The organism is Uliginosibacterium sp. 31-12 (genome assembly GCF_030548425.1).
GTDB lineage: Bacteria > Pseudomonadota > Gammaproteobacteria > Burkholderiales > Rhodocyclaceae > Uliginosibacterium > Uliginosibacterium aquaticum.
Genome location: NZ_JAUOOA010000006.1, coordinates 1 through 20,414, shown reverse-complemented (window position 1 = coordinate 20,414; position 20,414 = coordinate 1). Strand labels below are relative to the sequence as shown.

The 20,414-nt window shown below is 59.5% G+C and carries 23 protein-coding genes; 5 read left to right on the top strand and 18 right to left on the bottom strand.

Going from position 1 to position 20,414, the window contains the following annotated elements:
* Positions 1 to 50: 50 nt before the first annotated feature.
* A complete protein-coding gene (locus Q3Y64_RS12195) occupies positions 51 to 653 on the bottom strand; it encodes an LON peptidase substrate-binding domain-containing protein (RefSeq protein ID WP_303562220.1) in 603 nt (200 codons plus the stop codon).
* Between the two features lie 72 nt (positions 654 to 725).
* Here Q3Y64_RS12195 and Q3Y64_RS12190 point away from each other — a divergent pair, with 72 nt between their 5' ends.
* Positions 726 to 1,892, top strand: coding sequence for a class I SAM-dependent methyltransferase (locus Q3Y64_RS12190; RefSeq protein ID WP_303562218.1), 1,167 nt, complete (start codon positions 726 to 728; stop codon positions 1,890 to 1,892).
* A 117-nt stretch (positions 1,893 to 2,009) separates the two neighbouring features.
* Positions 2,010 to 2,840 (top strand): hypothetical protein, encoded by an 831-nt coding sequence (locus Q3Y64_RS12185; RefSeq protein WP_303562216.1) that lies wholly within the window; start codon positions 2,010 to 2,012, stop codon positions 2,838 to 2,840.
* 72 nt (positions 2,841 to 2,912) lie between these two features.
* Here Q3Y64_RS12185 and Q3Y64_RS12180 read toward each other — a convergent pair whose 3' ends face one another.
* The 7 genes from Q3Y64_RS12180 to Q3Y64_RS12150 form a co-directional block, all read right to left on the bottom strand.
* Positions 2,913 to 3,110: a hypothetical protein gene (locus Q3Y64_RS12180; protein WP_101941049.1), complete on the bottom strand. Its 198-nt coding sequence runs from the start codon at positions 3,108 to 3,110 to the stop codon at positions 2,913 to 2,915.
* Positions 3,111 to 3,418: 308 nt separating this feature from the next.
* Positions 3,419 to 4,399, bottom strand: a complete 981-nt coding sequence (locus Q3Y64_RS12175; RefSeq protein WP_303562213.1) for an asparaginase — start codon at positions 4,397 to 4,399, stop codon at positions 3,419 to 3,421.
* A 71-nt stretch (positions 4,400 to 4,470) separates the two neighbouring features.
* Positions 4,471 to 5,199, bottom strand: a complete 729-nt coding sequence (locus tag Q3Y64_RS12170) for an amino acid ABC transporter ATP-binding protein (RefSeq protein ID WP_101940969.1) — start codon at positions 5,197 to 5,199, stop codon at positions 4,471 to 4,473.
* Positions 5,200 to 5,214: 15 nt separating this feature from the next.
* The gene (locus Q3Y64_RS12165; RefSeq protein WP_101940970.1) at positions 5,215 to 5,880 is read right to left on the bottom strand and encodes an amino acid ABC transporter permease; all 666 of its coding nucleotides are present in this window, start codon (positions 5,878 to 5,880) and stop codon (positions 5,215 to 5,217) included.
* A gap of 11 nt (positions 5,881 to 5,891) precedes the next feature.
* Positions 5,892 to 6,629, bottom strand: coding sequence for an amino acid ABC transporter permease (locus Q3Y64_RS12160; RefSeq protein ID WP_170022505.1), 738 nt, complete (start codon positions 6,627 to 6,629; stop codon positions 5,892 to 5,894).
* A gap of 60 nt (positions 6,630 to 6,689) precedes the next feature.
* Positions 6,690 to 7,598, bottom strand: a complete 909-nt coding sequence (locus Q3Y64_RS12155) for a transporter substrate-binding domain-containing protein (protein ID WP_303562207.1) — start codon at positions 7,596 to 7,598, stop codon at positions 6,690 to 6,692.
* A gap of 167 nt (positions 7,599 to 7,765) precedes the next feature.
* Positions 7,766 to 8,386 (bottom strand): TetR family transcriptional regulator, encoded by a 621-nt coding sequence (locus tag Q3Y64_RS12150; protein WP_101940973.1) that lies wholly within the window; start codon positions 8,384 to 8,386, stop codon positions 7,766 to 7,768.
* 164 nt (positions 8,387 to 8,550) lie between these two features.
* Here Q3Y64_RS12150 and Q3Y64_RS12145 point away from each other — a divergent pair, with 164 nt between their 5' ends.
* Genes Q3Y64_RS12145 through Q3Y64_RS12135 form a run of 3 tightly spaced genes read left to right on the top strand, consistent with a single transcriptional unit; the run spans position 8,551 to position 14,281 of the window.
* Positions 8,551 to 9,726, top strand: a complete 1,176-nt coding sequence (locus Q3Y64_RS12145; protein ID WP_303562205.1) for an efflux RND transporter periplasmic adaptor subunit — start codon at positions 8,551 to 8,553, stop codon at positions 9,724 to 9,726.
* Positions 9,727 to 9,740: 14 nt separating this feature from the next.
* The gene (locus Q3Y64_RS12140; RefSeq protein ID WP_170022509.1) at positions 9,741 to 12,887 is read left to right on the top strand and encodes an efflux RND transporter permease subunit; all 3,147 of its coding nucleotides are present in this window, start codon (positions 9,741 to 9,743) and stop codon (positions 12,885 to 12,887) included.
* Complete coding sequence (locus tag Q3Y64_RS12135) at positions 12,884 to 14,281, top strand: efflux transporter outer membrane subunit (protein WP_368506653.1); 1,398 nt, start codon at positions 12,884 to 12,886, stop codon at positions 14,279 to 14,281. The genes Q3Y64_RS12140 and Q3Y64_RS12135 overlap by 4 nt, the downstream gene beginning before the upstream one ends.
* A gap of 256 nt (positions 14,282 to 14,537) precedes the next feature.
* Here Q3Y64_RS12135 and Q3Y64_RS12130 read toward each other — a convergent pair whose 3' ends face one another.
* The 10 genes from Q3Y64_RS12130 to Q3Y64_RS12090 all read right to left on the bottom strand — a co-directional run.
* Positions 14,538 to 14,909, bottom strand: coding sequence for a hypothetical protein (locus Q3Y64_RS12130; RefSeq protein ID WP_303562200.1), 372 nt, complete (start codon positions 14,907 to 14,909; stop codon positions 14,538 to 14,540).
* Positions 14,910 to 15,059: 150 nt separating this feature from the next.
* Complete coding sequence (locus tag Q3Y64_RS12125) at positions 15,060 to 15,644, bottom strand: hypothetical protein (RefSeq protein WP_303562199.1); 585 nt, start codon at positions 15,642 to 15,644, stop codon at positions 15,060 to 15,062.
* Positions 15,645 to 16,160: 516 nt separating this feature from the next.
* Positions 16,161 to 16,493 carry a GrlR family regulatory protein gene (locus Q3Y64_RS12120; protein ID WP_303562198.1) on the bottom strand — a complete coding sequence of 111 codons (333 nt, stop codon included), beginning with the start codon at positions 16,491 to 16,493 and terminating at the stop codon, positions 16,161 to 16,163.
* 192 nt (positions 16,494 to 16,685) lie between these two features.
* Positions 16,686 to 17,030 (bottom strand): hypothetical protein, encoded by a 345-nt coding sequence (locus tag Q3Y64_RS12115; protein WP_303562197.1) that lies wholly within the window; start codon positions 17,028 to 17,030, stop codon positions 16,686 to 16,688.
* A 120-nt stretch (positions 17,031 to 17,150) separates the two neighbouring features.
* Complete coding sequence (locus Q3Y64_RS12110) at positions 17,151 to 17,453, bottom strand: hypothetical protein (RefSeq protein ID WP_303562196.1); 303 nt, start codon at positions 17,451 to 17,453, stop codon at positions 17,151 to 17,153.
* 98 nt (positions 17,454 to 17,551) lie between these two features.
* Positions 17,552 to 18,037, bottom strand: coding sequence for a hypothetical protein (locus Q3Y64_RS12105; RefSeq protein WP_303562195.1), 486 nt, complete (start codon positions 18,035 to 18,037; stop codon positions 17,552 to 17,554).
* 207 nt (positions 18,038 to 18,244) lie between these two features.
* Entirely contained in the window at positions 18,245 to 18,442 is a 198-nt protein-coding gene (locus Q3Y64_RS19510; RefSeq protein ID WP_368506652.1) for a YqaE/Pmp3 family membrane protein, read from the bottom strand.
* A 632-nt stretch (positions 18,443 to 19,074) separates the two neighbouring features.
* The gene (locus tag Q3Y64_RS12100; RefSeq protein WP_303562193.1) at positions 19,075 to 19,356 is read right to left on the bottom strand and encodes a hypothetical protein; all 282 of its coding nucleotides are present in this window, start codon (positions 19,354 to 19,356) and stop codon (positions 19,075 to 19,077) included.
* Between the two features lie 126 nt (positions 19,357 to 19,482).
* Positions 19,483 to 19,839, bottom strand: a complete 357-nt coding sequence (locus Q3Y64_RS12095) for a hypothetical protein (RefSeq protein ID WP_303562191.1) — start codon at positions 19,837 to 19,839, stop codon at positions 19,483 to 19,485.
* 148 nt (positions 19,840 to 19,987) lie between these two features.
* A partial coding sequence (locus Q3Y64_RS12090; RefSeq protein ID WP_303562189.1) for a hypothetical protein occupies positions 19,988 to 20,414 on the bottom strand: 427 nt, incomplete at its 5' end.

Here is a 20,414-nt window from a genome sequence, read left to right as displayed (position 1 = left end):
TGCAACCGCCAAATGATTGATTCGTTGAAACAATCAATAGGCTGGCGGCATCAGCTGGCGCTCTTCAGCAGGCCTTGCTGAGTGAGGTAATCTGCAATGATGCGCAGGCGCAGCTGGGCATCATCGAGCTCCAGCAGGCGCTGGCGCGCCAGAGGCTGGATCGGCAGGATCTCGGCATAGCGATAGCCGACCCAGCTCGCGTCATCGAGTGCATAGGGGCGTGGAATGCGTGCTTCACCCGCGTCCTTCAATACCACGGCCAGCAGCGGTAGAAGATTCAGGAATTCCGCTGCAGGCGGTTCATTGTCGGGCTCGCCGAGCCATTCGATTTCGCCGGTCAGGAGGCCTTGGGAATCGACCTCCTGCTCGAGAATGCGAAAGCGCCGACCACCGCGTACGACCAGGCCCAGGATACCGGGCTGGCTCATGTCCCAGTCCACGATCTGGGCCTCGGTGCCGATGCGGTGCGGTAGGGCCGGGGCGCCCACCTCGCTGCCTTCGGCAATCAGGCAGATGCCGAAGGGGGCATTGGCCTGCATGCAGCGGCCAATCATGTCCAGATAACGGGCTTCGAAGACTCGCAGGTTCATCCGGCTGTGCGGGAAAAGCACGCTCTGGAGCGGGAAAAGCGGCAGGGACTGGCTGGCGGACATGGGCGGGCGCTTTGAACAGGTGCGTCATTGTAGTGGATGCCGGGCGAGCACCGCCGCCGCTACAATCCGGCTATGCACAATCAGCTTCCCGCTCCCGGCGCCGACGCGCTGGAACATTCCGCCCGCCTGTCTGCCCGGATCGCCACGGAGATCCGTGATGCCGGCGGCTGGCTCGGCTTTGCCCGCTTCATGGAGCTGGCCCTGTTTGCCCCTGGTCTCGGCTACTACAGCGGCGGCTCGCGCAAATTTGGTCCGGACGGGGATTTCGTGACCGCACCGGAAATCTCGCCGCTTTTTGGCCGCGCACTGGCTGCGCAGGTGCTGCAGATCATGGAGGCTTCTGCTCCGGAGCTCATTGAGGTGGGCGCTGGTACCGGGGCGCTGGCCTGCGACCTTTTACTGGAGCTTGAAGCGCGTGGCTGCCTGCCCGCGCAGTACGGCATCCTTGAACTCTCGGGCGAGCTGCGCGTGCGTCAGGCGGAAGCTATTCAGGCCCGGGTGCCGCATCTGGCTGGGCGGGTGGTGTGGCTGGATGCACTGCCCGAAAATTTCAGTGGCTGCGTGCTGGCCAACGAAGTGCTCGACGTGATGCCGGTGCAATTGGTGGTGTGGCGCGACGGCGCCATTTTCGAGCGCGGTGTGGTGCTCGATGCGGAGGGTGAATTTGCCTGGCAGGATCGCCCGGCTGCGGGTCGTCTGCTGGCAGCCGCCGAGGCCTTGCCCGTCGACATGCCGGAGGAGGGGGAATACCTCAGCGAGATTTGTCTTGCCGCCCAGGCCTGGGTGGCTGAGTGGGCTTCGTGCATCGAACGTGGGGCACTGCTGCTGATCGACTATGGCTATCCGCAGGCTGAGTACTACCTGCCCAGCCGCTCTAGCGGCAGCCTGCAGTGCTACTACCGCCACCGCGCCCACCCCGAAGTGCTGCTGTGGCCCGGCCTTAATGACATCACAAGCTTCGTTGATTTTACGGCCATCGCGACCGCAGCCCATGAAGCGGGCTTCAGCGTGGCCGGCTACACCAGCCAGGCCAGCTTCCTGCAGAACTGTGGTGTGCTTGAGTTGCTGGGCAGCGTTGGTCCCAGTGATTCGCCGGCCTATCTGCGCGCTGCGCGCGCGGCCCTGCGTCTGGTGGCGCCGCATGAAATGGGCGAGCTGTTCAAGGTGCTGTTGCTGACGCGTGGCCTCGACGAAGCCTGGCTCGGCGTTCTGCGCGGGGATCGTACCCACGCCCTGTAGTTCTCGCGATGGCGTTGCTGGGCCGGGCTTCAAGTCCAGCACCGACCGGGGGTGTCATCTGGCTTTAATGCAGCCAACGCAGAATTCACATTTGCTTACTACTTTGGTAATAAATAAATGTGCATTAATTCACGCTGGTGGGCGCGCTGCCTGATCCTGTGCTTTCCTTTCGCCTGCTCGGCCGTGGCAGCGCCGTCCTCGCCGGCCGTGATGACGCCGATGGAAGCGGCCGGCAAGCTGCGTAGCCTGGCTCAGCGTCAGGCCAAGCTTTACCTGCAGGCCCGTGTGGGCGTGGAGCAGGGACCCGCGCAGCAGCGTCTGGCCGAGAGCATTGCCGAGTTCGAGCGTTGCCTGCCGATCGTGCAGGCCGCGGCCCAAAGCGGTTCGGCGGCGCGCTCGGCACGGCGTATGGGGAGTGAATGGGAGAGTTTCCGCAAAGCTCTGGAGGCCCCACTCAATGGCCCGGCCGCGAGCAGCCTGTCGGCTGAAGCCGAGCAGATCTCGATTGCGGCGCAGAGCCTGGCCGTGCAGTTCGATCTGGCGCAGGAGTCGCCACTCTATCGCCTGGTTGACCTGGCCTCGCGCAGCGACATGCTGGCGCAGCGCTTGGCGCGTATCTATATGCAGATGCGGGCGGGAATGGGTGGCAAGGCTGCGGAGGTGGATCTGGAGCAGACCCGCAAGGAATTCAAGGCTGCCTTCGGCGAGCTGGCGGCTGCAGCCGAAAACACCCCGACGATTCGCGCCAATCTGGAGGTTGCGCGGCAGCAGTGGATGTTCTTCGAGTTGGCCGTGAATGATCGCGAGAAGAGTTTCGAGTTCGCACGTCGCGATGTGGCTACGACCAGCGAGCGCATCAGCCAGATCATGAATGAATCGGCGCTGGCCTATATGCGGCTGGTACGTGATGCTGCGCCGGCGGTGGCCAGCAACGCCGGCCGGCGTTGAGCTACAGTGGTGCGGGTAGGTGTGCAGATCGCTCGTGGCGACCTGCTCGAGCCGTCAAGCCGGAGGCTGGGCTTATTCTTGGGCGCGGTACAGGCGCGCCATGAAGGTCTCCGGATCCTTTACGCTGCTGCTGCGGGCATGGCGGCTGCGCGTGTTGCCGGGCGGCAAGCCCAGGGCGGCTAGCATGGCTTGGGGCAGCCAGTTGGCATTGAGCACTTCGTCACTGTAGGTTTCGATTGCTGCCGGGGCGGGGCGGGTCATCGTGTTCATGCTGGTTACCATCTGCGTGGTCGATTTGAGCAGAGTGCGGCGCAGGCCTCACCCCGATTCCCGCAATCAGCCCGGCTGCCGTGGGCGCTTGCGTGGATAAATACGCTAACGTCGGAGCAGCGCTGAACTTGAGGTGGATGGCAGCCCTTTCTTGCAAAACTGTGTGACCGCCGATTCACCCGCAGGATGAATCGATTCAACTCCTCGCCGAAGGGGCTGGCAACATGACCAGAGGGCTGCTCCAAGGGGTGTCAGGCGCTTTTACACAGGGGTTTCCCCCTTGCTAACGGGGCTGGGCGAGGCCGGTCTCAGGCGTGGTAGCGCGCAAATAGTCCGGAGAGCGGCTGCGGATCAGGGTGTGCCTGCCCGGCCAGTGCCAGGATGAGGAGCACGCGCGCCTGCTGTGGGCTCAGCGGGCCGGCGGCGAGCCAGCCGTTAGCGGTATCGTCTTCGTTGCAATTTGGCCACACACCACCCGCGCTGATGCGCGTGGCGCGCACCACCTGCAGGCTGCTCGCCCGGGCTTGTGCCAGCGCCGGGCGCCAGGATTGTGGGATGGAGCCGTGACCGCTCAGGGCGAGCACCAGCCCACGTGCGCCAGCGGCGACACAGGCTGCGATCAGATCTGGTGTGGCGCCGGCATGGGCATACAGGATGTCTACGCGCGGCAATTCGCCCGGTTGGACTTGCAGTGGCGCGGAGCGTGGCGGCTGGCCGGGGGGCAGCTGCACGATTTCACCTATGACCTGGCCGAGGGGCGCCGCGCCGGCCTGTGGCTGCAGCGCTTCGACAGCATGGGTGCTGGTCTTGCGCAACTGTTGTGCCGCGATGATCAGGCCGTTGGCCACCACTAGCACGCCGCGCTCCCGTGCCGCCGGATGCAGGGCCACACAGGCGGCTTGCAAGAGATTCAGCGGACCATCGGAGGACAGGCTGGTGGCCGGGCGCATGGCGGCGGTGAGCACCACCGGCTTGCCGGCAGGCAGCAACAGGTCCAGCGCAAAGGCACTTTCCTCCAGCGTGTCCGTGCCGTGGGTGATGACGATGCCGTCGATGGCCGGGTCGTCCAGCATGGCCTGCACACGGGCCGCGAGGAGCAGCCAGTGAGCCGGTTCCATATCGCGGCTGTCCAGTGCAAAGGGCTGCTCCACATGCCAGTCCGCCAGCCGGCGCAACTCCGCGACCGCGCCGAGCAGCACATCAGCGCCGAGCACGCCGGCGGTGTAGTTCTCCTGCGAGCCGCTGCCGGCGATGGTTCCGCCGGTGGCAATCAAGGCTAGACGTGGCATGGCGTGAGGGCTGAGGGCTGAGGGCCGCGAGATGCTGCTCGGCACTCAGTCCTCATGGCTCCGTCTGGTTCTCAGTGGTTGAGGATCTTGGACAGGAACTGTTGGGCACGGTCCGAACGCGGCTGGCCGAAGAACTCGTCCTTGCTGGCATCCTCAACGATCTTGCCCTGGTCCATGAACACCACGCGGTGTGCCACCTTGCGGGCAAAGCCCATTTCGTGGGTGACGACCATCATGGTCATGCCTTCGTGCGCGAGGTCCACCATCACGTCGAGCACTTCGCTGATCATTTCGGGGTCCAGCGCCGAGGTGGGTTCGTCGAAGAGCATGCAGATCGGGTCCATCGACAGCGCACGGGCAATCGCCACGCGTTGCTGCTGGCCGCCGGAGAGCTCGCCCGGGAACTTGTTGGCGTGGGATTTGATGCCGACGCGATCGAGCAGCTTCATGCCGCGTTCATTGGCTTCGTCCTGGCTGCGACCGAGCACCTTGACCTGGCCGATGGCGAGGTTCTGGATGATGCTCATGTGCGGAAACAGTTCGAAGTGCTGGAACACCATGCCGACGTGCGAGCGCAGCTTGGGCAGGTTGGTGGCGGGGGCGTTCACCTGGATGCCGTCGACGATGATCTTGCCCTGCTGCACCGGCTCGAGGCCGTTGACGCACTTGATCAGGGTCGACTTGCCGGAGCCGGAGGGGCCGCAGACGACCACCACTTCGCCCTTGGCGATGCTGGTGGTGCAATCGGTGAGCACCTGGAACTGGCCATACCACTTGGAAACGTTCTGGATCTGGATCATGGTGAGGAGACCTGGCTAGCGAATGATGGCGATGCGCTTGTTCATGTATTTGACGAGCATGGACAACGCGAAACAGATGGCGAAATAGATCAGCGACACGAAGAGGTACATCTCCACCGTGCGGCCGTAAAGCATGCCGGCGTTTTCAGCGGCCTTGAGCAGATCGGTAGCGCCGATAGCGTAGACCAGCGAGGTGTCCTGAAACAGCACGAAGGTCTGGGTCAGCAACACCGGAACCATGTTGCGGAAGGCCTGCGGCAGGATTACGTGCCCCATGCTTTGCCAGTAGGTCATGCCGATGGCCAGTGCCGCATTGACCTGACCGCGCGGGATGCTCTGGATGCCGGCGCGCATGATCTCGCTGTAGAAGGCCGCCTGGAACAGCGTGAAGGTGATGATGGCGGACTTTTCCTGGCCGATCGGCTGCCCGGTAAGCAGCGGGATCAGGAAGAAGAACCACAGGATCATCATCAGCAGTGGAATCGAACGCATGATGTCGACATAGAACTTGGCGGCGCGGCCGAGCCACTTGCCGCCGGAGAGGCGGGCGAGGGCGAGCAGGGTGCCGAGAATTACGCCGCCAATCATGGCGATCAAGGTGAGTTCAAGACTGAAAGCCAGGCCCTTGAAGATGGCGGGCAAGGCCAGCGGGATGACGGAAAAATCGAGCGTACTGAACATGGCCGTCTTCCTTATTTCGCCACGATGAAGCCGGGCACATGGGCGCGCCGGTCTATCACGGCCATCAGCTGGTTGGCGGCATAGGCGCAGAGAATGTAGAGCACAGTCGGCACGATCAATGATTCGATGACCTGACCGCCGGTTTCTTCTACCATCTGGCGCGAAACGAAAATCAGCTCCCACACGCCCACTGTATAGGCCACGCCGGAGTTCTTGAAAGCGTTCATGAATTCCGAGGTTAGCGGCGGGATGATGATGCGGAAGGCCATCGGCAGGATCACATAGCGATAGGTCTGGGCCTGGGTGAAACCGATGGCCAGACCAGCGTTGCGCTGGCCGCGCGGCAGAGCCTGGATGCCGGCGCGCACCTGTTCGGCAACCCGTGCCGAGGTGAACAGGCCCAGTGCCACGAAGGCGGTGATGAATTCCTTGGCAGGCATGTCCTGCTTGACCCACATGCCCCAGTCGCGCGGCAGCATCTCGGGCACTACGAAGAACCAGATGAAGAGCTGCATCAGCAGCGGTACATTACGGAAAAATTCGACCCAGGCGTGGCCGATCAGGCGCAGGCCGGTGTTGGGGACGGTACGCAGGGTGCCCATCACGCTGCCCAGCACAAGGGCGATTACCCAGGCTGCCAGCGATATGGAAACGGTCCAGCCGAGCCCGTGGATGATCCAGGCAAGGTAGGTCTCGTCACCAGAGGGGATGGTCTGGAAGAAGACGTTCCAGTTCCAGTGGTAGTTCACATGTTTCTCCCGGAGGCATGAAGAGGAAGCGGCCTGTCGGCCGCTTCCTTGCTGAGTGTATTACTTCTTGGTGTTGTACATCTCGGCAGGATTGTCGTTGGGCTTGGCCATCAGCGCCTTGAGTGCATCACTCATGGCGAAGTTCAGGTTGATGCCCTTGGGCGGGATCGGCGCGAGGAACCACTTGTTGTAGAGCTTGGTGAGGGCTCCGGTCTTGGCCATGTCGGAAATGGTGGCGTGTACCAGCCCCTTGAATTGCGGATCATCCTTGCGCAGCATGATGGCGATCGGCTCGATCGACAGCGGGGCACCCACCAGCGCGTAGTCAGACGGGCTCTTCGAGTTGGCGATCAGGCCGGCGAGCAGGTTGTCGTCCATCACGAAGGCCACGGCACGATCGGTTTCGAGCATCAGGAAGGAGTCGGCGTGATCCTTGCCATACACCTCCTTGAAGTCGATGCTCTTGCCCTTTTCGTTGGCCCGCATCAGCGCCACACTGGTGGTGCCGGTGGTGGTGGCGACTGGCTTGCCGCCCAAGTGATCCAGATCGGTGATGCCCGAGGCCTTCTTCACCGCCATGCGCACATTGGTGACGAAGGTGGTGGGGGCAAAGGCAACCTGCTTCTGGCGATCCAGGTTGTTGGTGGTGGAGCCGCACTCCAGATCAATGGTGCCATTGACCATCAGCGGAATACGATTCTGCGAGGTGACGGCCTGCATCTTCACTTCGAGCTTGGGGTTCTGCAGGCGGGCCTTTACGGCCTCCACGATCGCCATGCACACGTCGATGTGATAGCCGATCGGCTTCTGGTTCGCGTCCAGATAAGAGAGCGGGAAGGATGATTCGCGGATGCCCAGGGTGATGCTCTTGGTGTCGCTGATCTTCTTCAGGGTGCCGTCTACCTGGGCCTGGGCGGTGCCAAGACTACAGAGAAGGGCGCTGGCGAGAAGCAGGTGGAACTTGGTCATAAAGGGTCTCCTGTCTGAAATCAGACGCCCGGCGAGCGCAGGGCGATAGAAGTAGCTTAATGCGAAAACTGTACCAATCGGCACGTTTGGGCATGTCACTCACTTCTTTGCTCAGTGTATGCACCAATCTGGTGTGGCGATACCGAGGAAACACTAATTTTACGGCTTTATCTGGTGCATTCAAGGCCGCTCAAGTAGGCCTCGACGGCTGCACGGGTGCATGCCTGGATACAGAAGCGCTCGCGATCGATCAGCCAGTGAAAGCACAGGCCGTCGACTAGGCCGAATAGACCCAATGCGCTGCGCTCGGCATCCAGGGTCGGCGGGAGCTGCTGCTGGGCGATGGCCGTGCGGAATTCGTCGGTCATGCCGGCCAGGCATTCTTCGCGCACTTCGCGAAAGTGCGCACGGGCGCCCTCGGTTTCTGCGGTGAACTCGCAGCGCAGCATGAGGATGTTCATGATCGCCAGCATGTGGGCGTCAGCACCAATATGGTCGGCCATCCAGCAAGCTTTTTGCACGATGCGGGCGCGAGGATTGCTTGCCTGTTCCCGGTCCACCGCTTCGAGGCCTTGCTGAAGCGGCAGGGCGACGCGCTCCCAGAGACCCTTCAGAAGATCGGCTTTGTTGTCGAAATGCCAGTACACAGCCCCGCGGGTGAGGCTGGCAGCGCGGGCGATATCGTTCAGCGAGGTGTGGCTGACGCCGTGTGTACTGAACAGCTGCTCGGCCGTATCGAGCAGCAACTCGCGTGTGGCCTGGGCTTCTTCCTTGGTTTTTCGGGCCATACTGATTTGGTCGTGGGTGAATTCGTGTAAATCATCTTAGCTGATGACTTACATACATGCACGGATGTATGTATATTTCTACCCAAGGAAATGGTTGGGCTTAACAACCATTTCATATCTGACTTCCAGCCGCCCAGACGGCATCCCCCGTAACGGAGAATCGCATGAAGCTTTCCTCGCACAAGAACAGCCTGCTGCCGGCTGCCCTGCTCGCCGTCCTGGCACTGAGCGCCTGCAACAAGGGCCAGCCCGGCGCTCAGGGGGCCGGTGGCCAGATGCCGCCCGCCGAAGTCGGTGTGGTGACCCTGGCCCCGGCCAGTGTGGCACTGACCACCAGCCTGGCCGGACGTACCGCGCCCTATGCGATTGCCGAGATTCGTCCGCAAGTGGGGGGGATTATCCAGCAGCGCATGTTTGCCGAAGGCGGCGATGTGAAGGCTGGCCAGACGCTGTATCAGATTGAGCCGGCCAGCTTCCAGAATGCCTTCGAGAGCGCCAAGGCCGCGCTGGCCCGCTCAGAAGCCACGCTGACCAGCAGCCGCCTGAAGGCTGAGCGCTACAAAGATCTGGTCGGCATCAAGGCCGTCAGCCAGCAGGATTACGATGACGCTGACGCAGCCCTGAAGCAGGCTGAAGCCAGTGTGGCATCCGACAAGGCCGCACTCGACACGGCCCGCATCAACCTCGCCTACACCCGTGTGTCTTCCCCGATTCCGGGCCGTATCGGCAAGTCTGCTGTGACCCAGGGCGCCCTGGTGACCGCCAACCAGGCCACGGCGCTGACGACCGTGCAGCAACTCGATCCGATGTATGTGGATGTGAGCCAGTCGGTGGCCGAGTTGGCCAAGCTGCGCCGCGAACTGGCCAGTGGTGCCCTCAAGAGCGGAGCCAAGCAGGCTGTGGTGAGTCTTGAGCTGGAAGACGGCAGCATCTACCCGCTCGAAGGCAAGCTGGCCTTCACCGATGTGACGGTGGACGCCGGCACCGGTTCAGTGAATCTGCGTGCGGTGTTCCCGAACCCGAAACTGGAACTGCTGCCGGGCATGTTTGTGCGTGCGCGCCTGCAGACTGGCGTGCGTGAAGGCAGCTTCCTCGTGCCGCAACAGGCTGTGACCCGCAACACCAAGGGCGAAGCGGTGGTCATGGTGGCGCTCGAGGAAGGCAAGTTCGCGCCGCGCGTGGTGAAGACGACCCAGGCCATCGGCGACAAGTGGCTGGTGACTGAAGGCGTGAAGGCCGGTGATCAGGTCATCGTGGAAGGTCTCCAGCGCCTGCGCCCCGGTACCGTGATCAATGCTGTGCCGGCAGGCGCTGCTTCCGCGCCGGCCGCTGGCCGCTGAGAAGGAGAAGATCCATGGCACGTTTCTTTATTGATCGCCCGATCTTTGCCTGGGTGATCGCGCTGGTCATCATGCTGGCCGGTGCGCTTTCCATCGAGACCCTCCCGGTTGCGCAGTACCCCACGATCGCGCCGCCCACGGTGGCGATCAACGCCACTTACCCCGGCGCTTCGGCCAAGACCCTGGAAGACTCCGTCACCCAGATCATCGAGCAGAAGATGAAGGGCCTCGATGGCTTGCTCTACATGAGCTCGGCCAGCGATTCCTCCGGCTCGGTGAGCGTTACCCTGACCTTCGCTGCCGGTACCAATGCCGATATCGCTCAGGTGCAGGTGCAGAACAAGCTGCAGTCCGCGCTCTCCTCGTTGCCGCAGGAAGTGCAGAAGCAGGGCGTGACCGTCACCAAGAGCTCCTCCAGCTTCCTGATGGTGGTGGCCTTTACGTCTGAAGACGGCAGTCTTGGTCAGAACGACCTGGCGGACTACATGGTCGCCAACGTGATCGATCCGCTGAGCCGCGTCGAAGGCGTCGGTGAGATCCAGCTGTTCGGTTCGCAATATGCGATGCGCATCTGGGTGGACCCGGCCAAACTCAACAGCTACAAGCTCACCCCGGCGGACGTGAAGAACGCCATCACGGCGCAGAACGTACAGGTCTCTGCGGGCCAGCTCGGTGGTGCCCCGGCCGTGCAGGGCCAGCAGCTGAATGCCACCATCAACGTGGCGAGCCGCCTGCAGACGCCTGAGCAGTTCGGCCAGATCCTGCTGCGCAGCAATCCCGATGGCTCTTCGGTGCGCCTCAAGGATGTGGCACGCGCCGAGCTCGGTGGCGAAGGCTACAACGTGGTGGCCCGTTTCAAGGGCAAGCCCGCTTCCGGCCTGGCTGTGAAGCTGGCGGCCAACGCCAATGCGCTTGAAACCGCGCAGGCCGTGAAGGCCAAGATCCAGGAGATGAAGCCTTTCTTCCCGGCGGGCGTGAAGGCTGAAATTCCCTATGACACCACGCCGTTCGTGCAGAACTCGATCAAGGAAGTGGTGTGGACCCTGATCGAAGCCGTGATCCTGGTGTTCCTAGTGATGTGGCTGTTCCTGCAGAACCTGCGGGCGACCCTGATCCCGACCATTGCGGTGCCGGTGGTGCTGCTGGGCACCTTCGGTGTGCTGGCCGCCTTCGGCTACTCGATCAACACCTTGACCATGTTCGGCTTGGTGTTGGCCATCGGCCTGCTGGTGGATGATGCGATCGTGGTGGTGGAGAACGTCGAGCGGGTGATGAGTGAAGAGGGCCTGTCGCCCTATGAAGCCACCCGCAAATCGATGGACCAGATCACGGGTGCGCTGATCGGTATCGCCCTGGTACTGTCGGCCGTGTTTGTGCCGATGGCTTTCTTTGGCGGCTCCACGGGTGTGATCTATCGTCAGTTCTCGATCACCATCGTTTCCGCCATGGTGCTGTCGGTGGTCGTCGCGCTGGTGCTCACCCCGGCTCTGTGCGCCACGCTGCTCAAACCCATTCACAAGGGCGAGCACTTCTCGGAGAACTGGTTCTTCCGCGGCTTCAATCGCATTTTCGACGCGGGGGTGCTGCGTTATACCCGCACCGTAGGCAACATCCTTGGCAAGCGTGGCCGCTATCTTGCGGTGTATGGCCTGCTGGTGGTCGGCATGGGCCTGCTCTTCATGCGCCTGCCCACCGCCTTCCTGCCGGATGAGGACCAAGGTGTACTGTTCACCATCGTGCAACTGCCGGCGGGTGCCACCCAGGAGCGTACGGTTGAAGTGCTCAAGCAAGTCGAGAAGCACTTCCTGGAGAAGGAGACCGAGGCGGTCGAATCCATCTTCACGGCAGCAGGCTTCAGCTTCGCCGGCAGCGGCCAGAACACCGGCCTCGCCTTCGTCAAGCTCAGGCCCTGGGAAGAGCGCCACGGCGCAGGCCAGCGCGTCAAGGCGATTGCTGGTCGCGCCATGATGGCTTTCTCGCAGATTCGCGATGCGATGGTGTTTGCCATTGCCCCGCCGGCCGTGCCCGAGCTGGGCAATGCCTCCGGTTTCGATGTGAAGCTGCAGGACCGCACCGGTGTGGGCCATGAAGTGCTGATGGCCGCACGCAACCAGTTCCTTGGTATGGCCATGCAGGACAAACGCCTCGTTGGCGTGCGTCCCAACGGCCAGGACGATACGCCGCAATACCAGGTGGATATCGACAATGCCCGCGCCACCGCGCTGGGCCTGTCGCTGACTGACATCAACGACACTCTCGCCACCGCCTGGGGGAGTTCCTATGTGAACGACTTCGTCGATAAGGGGCGCGTGAAGAAGGTCTTCCTGCAGGGTGAGGCTGCCTCGCGCATGCTGCCGGAGGATCTCGACAAGTGGTTCGTGCGCAACAGCAAGGGCCAGATGGTTGCCTTCTCAGCCTTCGCAACCGGCCGCTGGACCTATGGTTCGCCGCGTCTGGAGCGTTACAACGGCAATCCCTCGGTGGAACTCGTTGGTCAACCGGCGCCGGGTTTCTCCACGGGTGCTGCGATGCAGGCTGTCGAGGAAATCGCTGCCAAGCTGCCGGAAGGCGTTGGCTACGAGTGGACGGGTATCTCGTACGAAGAGCGTCAGGCCGGTTCGCAAGCGCCTGCCCTGTATGCGATCTCTCTGCTGGTGGTGTTCCTGAGCCTCGCCGCGCTGTACGAGAGCTGGTCCATCCCCTTCTCGGTGATGCTGGTGGTGCCGCTCGGCGTGATCGGCGCGCTGCTGGCCGCTTCCGGCCGAGGCCTGTCGAACGACGTGTTCTTCCAGGTCGGCCTGCTCACCACGATTGGCCTCGCGGCCAAAAACGCGATCCTGATCGTCGAGTTCGCCAAGCAGCTGCAAGAGGAAGGCATGGATCTGGTGGCCGCCACGCTGCAAGCGGTGCGCATGCGTCTGCGCCCGATCCTGATGACCTCGCTGGCCTTCGCGCTGGGCGTGCTGCCACTGGCCATTGCCACGGGCGCCGGCTCCGGCGGCCAGAACGCCATCGGCACCGGCGTGCTCGGCGGCATGATCAGCGCCACCTTGCTCGGGGTCTTCTGGATTCCCTTGTTCTTCGTGGTGGTGCGCAGCATTTTCAAATACAAGCCCTCGCAGCGTGAGCAAGCCGCTGCAGAAGGCAAGGAGCAAGCATGATGAAGCGCCCGCAATGGATCATTACGACGCTGGCCGCCAGTGTGCTCGCCGCCTGCTCGATGGCCCCCAGCTACGAGCGCCCGGTGGCACCGGTGGCCCAGGGCTGGAAAGCCGCCGGCGCAGGTGAGTACAACGCCGCTGAACTCGGCTGGCGCGAGTACTTCGCCGAAGAGCGCCTGCAGCGCCTGATTACCCTGGCGCTGGAAAACAACCGCGACCTGCGTGTGGCCACTGCCAACATCGACAAGGCGCGCGCCCAGTACCAGGTGCAAAGGGCGGCTCAGCTGCCGGCCATCAACGCCACCGGCGCTGAGAGCGCCACCCGCACCCCGGCGCAGCTCTCCACCACCGGGCAGGATCGTGTTAGCCGCCAGTACAGCGCCGGCATCGGCATGGCCAGCTGGGAGCTGGACTTCTTCGGCCGCATCCAGAGCCTCAAGGATCAGGCCCTGGCGCAATACCTGGCGACCGAAGAAGCCCGTAACAGCACCCAGATCAGCCTCATCGCCGAGCTGGCGAATGCCTGGCTGACCCTTGCTGCCGATCGCGAGCGCCAGAAGTTCTCCCAGGCCACGCTCGACGCCCAGCGCAATACCCTGAACCTGGCCCAGCGCCGCTTTGATGTCGGCACTTCGTCCGGGCTGGATCTGGCCCAGGCGCGTGCCGCGCTTGAAGCGGCACGCGTCGATGTGGCCCGTTACGCAGCCTTGGTAGAGCAGGATTTCAACGCCGTGACCCTGCTGACCGGCGGCGAAGTGCCGGCTGAGCTGTTGCCGCTTGCCCTGCCTGAGCGTGTCACCCAGGCCGCAGAGCTACCGGCAGGCCTGCCCGCCGAAACCCTGCTCAAGCGGCCGGATGTGCGCGCTGCCGAGCAGCAGTTGATCGCTGCCAATGCCAACATCGGCGCAGCGCGTGCAGCGTTCTTCCCGCGCATCAGTCTCACGGCCTCCACCGGTTTTGCCAGCCCTTCGCTTGAAGGCCTGTTCTCGGGAGACAACCGCACATGGAGCTTCGCCCCGCAGATCAGCATCCCGATCTTCGCCGGCGGCGCCAACATCGCTAACCTCGATGCTGCCAAAGCTAGCCAGCGTGCTCAGCTCGCCACCTACGAAAAGACCTTGCAAAGCGCCTTCCGTGACGTGGCGGACGCCCTTGCACAGCGGGCCACGATTGGCGAGCAACTTGAAGCCCAGCAGGCCTTGTCCCAAGCCTACAGCGACGCCTTGCGCCTGACCCAGGCCCGCTACGACAAAGGCGTGAGCAACTACGTGCTGGTGCTCGATGCCCAACGCAGCGATTACTCCGCACAGCAGAACCTGATCACCACGCGCCTTGCGCGCGAGCAAAACCGGGTTGAGTTGTACAAGCAGTTGGGTGGCGGGTTGAAAGAGTAAACAGACGCTTGGAAATAAAAAAGGGGAGCCTTGCTCCCCTTTTTTATTTCAGCTGCGCGGATCAGTCTCACGTTTGAGGCGGTTACCCACTTTTTCCTGACGGCTGTGCCGACCAAGTACAGGTGAGCCGAAGATGCTTAGTGATTAGATCAGTCCAAATGCTGGAAAATCGCCGCTTCAAATGATTGTTGCACTTCGATGTTGAGACTACGCGGATTTTTATCAGTCGCGTTGTGCCAGAGCATCGAGAGGTGCGCTAAACCTTCGGTGGCTTGGGGCGTTTTGGAAAACGAGAACCAAAGTACGCATAGAACACTAAGGCAAAGGATGCAAGCAGTGCTATCCAGATGGCAGCTTCGCATGTTTTTTCAAACCTGCTGCTTATTGAAAACCCTGGAGCTGAATCCATTGCCCACAATAGACTTGCTGACAAAATCGCATAAGTTGAGAAATAGCAGATGGCAATTTTCTTCATAATCTTCGCCTTGCGTGGCGGCCTCGCTAGAAGGGAGGACAAGCCTAGTGTGGCAAGGCCAAGAACAAACCCCGCAGCTACAAGGATCTTAATAACAAAATAACTAAATTCTGGCTCCGCTAAATAAACCGCATTCGAGGTGATCGGCGCCATCAGTAGCGCGGTGCCCAATAGAATTCTGCTCATAGCGCAGGAGATGCCTAACGTTTGACGTGAGGGGCCGCCGCAGCGGCGAAGCCGCGAAGGGAACCCACAAGCGCAGCTTGTGGGCGGTCCCTCTCGACGGAATTGTTAGGTGCATATTCACACATTGCCGCCAATTGCTCCATTTTCAAACCGCGCTTCGGCATTGGGGAATGCCCAGATTTCGGGGGAAGTTCCTTGGTTTGGACCGCCACGAGGAACTTTGACAGTGCTCTTCTTCACCCAGCGCCCTAGGCTTTTCCATAGCTTTTCTGTTTCTGGAGTTGCAGAGCTGCCAATGGATTTGTAGTGATTTCCGACCCACTCGAAGGAGCTAAGCCCAATGCTTGCCAGACCAGACAAGTGATGTATTTCAGTACCCCTGACGTTTAGCCAAAAAACTCCAGGATGACCTGCACCAAAATATGGCTGAGAAGAATCTGCGCCTGCTTTTACTTCAAGCCAACCTTCGAATGGATTGGCAATTTGACCCGGAGATTCACTTGCGCCACGAAAGAGTGGCAGAGGGCCGCTAGAAACATGCCAAAGGCAATAACGCCCTGACTTTAGTGAATTCAGCTGATTGACTGCGAACCACTTCCCCATACCTCCAGAAACTATGAATGCAATTTCTTCCAAGTGGTTGAGATGGTCTAGAAGAACAGAGCAATCAGATTCATCCGCGTATATGGGAAGCCACGGCATAGATGCACCTAACGTTTGAGGTGAGGGGCGCCGAGCGCAGCGAGGGAACCCAAAAGCGAAGCTTTTGGGCGTCCCGCTCGACTGATTAGTTAGGGCTTGCGGTTAAGAAACCGGACAGAAAACCCCGACCTTTCAAGCCTCAAGCGCAGGCACCCGGACTAAATTTCAACAGCCCGCCGTGACGGGCCACCGGTAAAACGGAACTGCGGAAATCAAAACCGCACGGAACAGCCTCGAATTTACCACCGGCCAAGCGCGGTGAACGCAGCTACACGCCTGGCATACGAAACAAACTGTTTGCGCAAAGAGCAGAAAACAACAAAGGCAAAAGCCGCACGACCGAACAAGGAGCTTTTGGCGAAAATCGGCACGGCCAACCTGAAACGCGCAAGCCCTCAACCAACAACCCAAACCAGCAAGCTCTAACGTGGAAGTGAGGGGCAGCCGGAGCGCGTAGCGCGGAGGGAACCACAAGCGCAGCTTGTGGCTGTCCCGCTCGACTGCAGGGTTAGGGGGCTACGGTAACTCTGCTTGACGAATTGCATGGATAGCAAGCTTTCGGGATGGATCTTCAACAACGAAGCCTTCGAAAGACATAGATTTTGTATCGACCTTACCCGTTACTTGCAACGTAAATTTTTCAAGGCCAACGACAGACACCATTGAATTGTGCGCGTAGCGCTTTACATCAATTTTGGCTTGGATGACGCCGCCCTCGATGTTGTAGCTGCCTGTGTAGATCATTGCGCTGTCACCGCCGAAAACTCGGCCGGTTTCAAACACAGCAATGCCGTGACCACCTAAGCCGAAACTGGATTTGAACTCAACTGACCAAAGCGCTTCAATCATGACTTTCTCCGAATCAAATTTATTGGCGGTGTGAAACTAAACGGAAGCCTGTTACTAGCGGCCCCCTAACGTTTGACGTGAGGGGCCGCCGTAGCGGCGAAGCCGCGAAGGGAACCCACAAGCGCAGCTTGTGGGCGGTCCCTCTCGACGGAATTGTTAGCGCGCACGGTGGAACGAGCGGCGCGCAGGAAACTACTTGAACTGCTGCTCATAACTGATGACGTGATGTGGGAACATCTTTTCGTATGGCGGGTGCGAAATACCAAGAACATTTACCTCAATGAATTCTTCATCGGCTTCGTGTGAGTAATCGAGAATTCCAACCCCAGCACATTGAATGGTTTCGTTGTTTGGTGTCTGGACCGTCAAATTTAGTGCACTTTGGTCTTCGTGGTTTTCAATGCACTGTTTCTGGATCGCTCTGTACGCTTCAACGGGAATAAACCGGCCGAAGGCAACACCCATTGGCGGATCGCCGTTTTCCAAATCTGTATGTCCTACGAGCGTGCTACCAGAGTAGACGGTGAAGGTTTTCATATGCGCGCTAACGTTTGACGTGAGGGGCCGCCGTAGCGGCGAAGCCGCGAAGGGAACCCACAAGCGCAGCTTGTGGGCGGTCCCTCTCGACGGAATGGTTAGGTGACTCGCCCAAAAGAGCTAGGTCTTTTTTTGCCATTGTTCAATTGCATCCAATATGAACTCTTCGTACTTAGATTGACTATTGCGGTTTTTGTACTCGGAAGAGCTGCCCCTGGCGATTGGCGCCGAATAGTTGATGGCTTCTGCCAGGGAATTGATATAAGGCTTTCCGCCCTCTTTGAATTTCTTAGTTTCCTCTTCAGAAAGCAGCAGCGTGAAATCATAACCAACAAAACTGTGCTCACAGCTAACGTTGAGAATGAGCTGTTCATTCTCGGTAAGCAGGTACCAAAACTGTGGTTCGTAATCGATGACGCGCATAGTCACCTAACGTTTGACATGAGAGGCTCGCCCCGGCTTGCCGGGGCGGGTCCTCTCGATGGAAGGGTTAGGCCGCATCGCTGGCTTGTGTGAGTATTTCAACGGACCAAGCACTGAAGGAGCCACTTTTTGAATGGACCATGCCACTCTCGCAGCGCGACGTTGTTGTGAAAAGCAAGGAGGTAGTCGAGCGCCCCAATGATTAGCATGGCGACTACAACCAACAAAAAGCCACTTCCGCCTTCGGATTCAAAGCTACTTGAGAAAAGACCGAGTGATTGATACGTGAAGAAACCAAGTATCAACAGCAGGCCAACCGCAAATGTGGGGGAGTAGATTTTACTGGTTGCGACGCGTGGGAGTAGTAGAGGTAGAAGGACTCCATAGCCGATTGCATAAATAACTGGAACGCCAAGGACAACGATGGCAAGGCCGATATTTGCCATTCCTGCGCTTGTGGCCGGGCTGGGGCCGCTGTAGACGGAAGGCAGGATTGCTTGGCTAATTTGAGAAGCGCAGATCATTGCAACGACTGGGCTTAGAAGCGTTGCGGCAAGGCGGAACGACAGGAATAGATGTTTCATAAGGCTAGCTAAGAGCGGCCGGCAGGGCTTCATCGTGCGGCCTAACGTTTGACGTGAGGGGCCGCCGCAGCGGCGAAGCCGCGAAGGGAACCCACAAGCACAGCTTGTGGGCGGTCCCTCTCGACGGAATGGTTAGGCGCATTTCTCACGACGACTGTTTTGCCTGAATGTTTAGACTACGCAAAACCATCTTCTATTTATATAAATTCAAGTGCGTTGTGCACCAAGAGCCTTTTCAATCTTTTTGTCAGTCTTGTATTGACTAAGCGCATATACAGACCATATGGCAGCCGGAATCCAGCCAATAATCGTGATTTGTAGGATCAAACAAAATATTCCGGCGAATGGCCTGCCAATAGTAAAAAATTGAAGCCAAGGCAGAAGAATTGCCAACAATAGACGCATCACATCTCCTTTGTGCCGCAAGGTTGAAAAAGGCGCCAGTAGCTGCGGCAAACTCTGCGCCTAACGTTTGAGCTAAGGGGCGGCCGGAGCGCGAAGCGCGGAGGGAACCCAAAGCGTAGCTTTGGGCGGTCCCTCTCGACGGAATGGTTAGCCGCGGAATTTTAAGCACAAAATTTCCTTGCTGGGATTGACTTTAACAGTTTAAAAAGCATGGTCAGCCTTTCCCGAGATCAGGACACAATGTAGTGCACCCACTTGTAGTGAAAGCTACACGTTTCTTTTGGCTCCAATGTTCGTGCGAGTAGCCAGCCATCTACGGTTTTGCGGAGCGAATGAACGTAGCCAATTTCAGGGAACTCGCGGCGCAGAGCTTTTAGTGCCCGCGCTCCATTAAGTGCTTTTTCTGAGCCTGACTCAGTGTGTACTGTGCGAACCAATTCTTGGTGCCCATCAACCACATGGAGAACCTTGATAGTTATCGTCGTCATATCACAAGAAGGATTTGTGAAAATAATGGCTGCAAAATCTTAAGGAAGAGCGGCTAACGTTTGACGTGAGGGGCCGCCGTAGCGGCGAAGCCGCGAAGGGCACCCGCAAGCGCAGCTTGTGGGCGGTCCCTCTCGACGGAATGGTTAGAGCGATGTTTTAGCATCACCTTCGGAAAAATTAAGCTTGGGTTTGGCTTTGTGCCACATAAAAATGGACGACAGCGCAAAAACGACAATAAAAACAAAAAGCATCGCAATAAGCTGAAAGAACACTCCGCCGTAATCTTCCGCTAGCTCGGATGCACTACCGACGCCTGTTTTCCAGACATAGATACGCCACCACACTTCACCGAACACGTATGTGACAAGCGACGATGCAAGCAGCCCGAAACCACATGATTTGCTTAATCTGACAAGCGTTCGCATTGCACTCATCTGAATCGCTCTAACGTTTGACGTGAGGGGCCGCCGTAGCGGCGAAGCCGCGAAGGGAACCCACAAGCGCAGCTTGTGGGCGGTCCCTCTCGACGGAATGGTTAGCGCGCAGCCCGCTCACGGCTCTTGCCTTTCTTTGCGTTGCCAAAGAACGAAGGCCAAGACAAGCAGCATGACGCCGACGCAGAAATATACATACGCAGGGCCATGTGCGCCAAACGACGTATGTGCAATGGAAACGATAACGGACAGTTTTCCTGTGAACGGCGGAAGGCTTGGATCAAGCCATTCGATTGTGCCCAGCATGAGAAAAACTAGTGACAGGGCGAGAAGCAATGGCCACTTCAGCAACGGCTTCGCGGACCACCCCTTTTCAATTTCATGGCGAGACATCTTCTGGGAAGGTTTTCGACGATCCCAGACGATAAAGCCCCAGAGCAACAACAAGGCAGCTACGGTGATCAGGACAGGCATCGTAATCAGGCCCGAAGATATTGCGCGCTAACGTTTGACGTGAGGGGCGGCCGGAGCCGAAGGCGTAGGGAACCACAAGCGCAGCTTGTGGCCGTCCCTCTCGACGGAATTGTTAGCGCTCGCAGCGAAAAGATGCGAGGTCATGCAGTTACTTGAATTGCTTCTCGTAACCAGCCACATGATGAGGAAACAGGTCTTCATATGGCGGGTGTGAGATGCCCAAAACATTTATCTCAATGCCTTCCTCTCCTGCTCCTGGCGAGCAATCCAAGATTCCAACTCCAACGCACTGGATCGTTTCATTGTTAGGAGTTCTAACCGTCAGATTCAAAGCACTTTGATCTGAGTGATTTTCAATGCACTGCTTTTGGATCGCTCCGTACGCTTCGGCTGGAATGAATCGGCCAAAGGCAACGCCCATTGGCGGGTCGCCGTTTTCTAGCTCCGTTTGCCCAACAAGCGTGTTATCGCAATAGACCGTGAAGATTTTCATGATGAGCGCTAACGTTTGACGTGAGGGGCCGCCGTAGCGGCGAAGCCGCGAAGGGAACCCACAAGCGCAGCTTGTGGGCGGT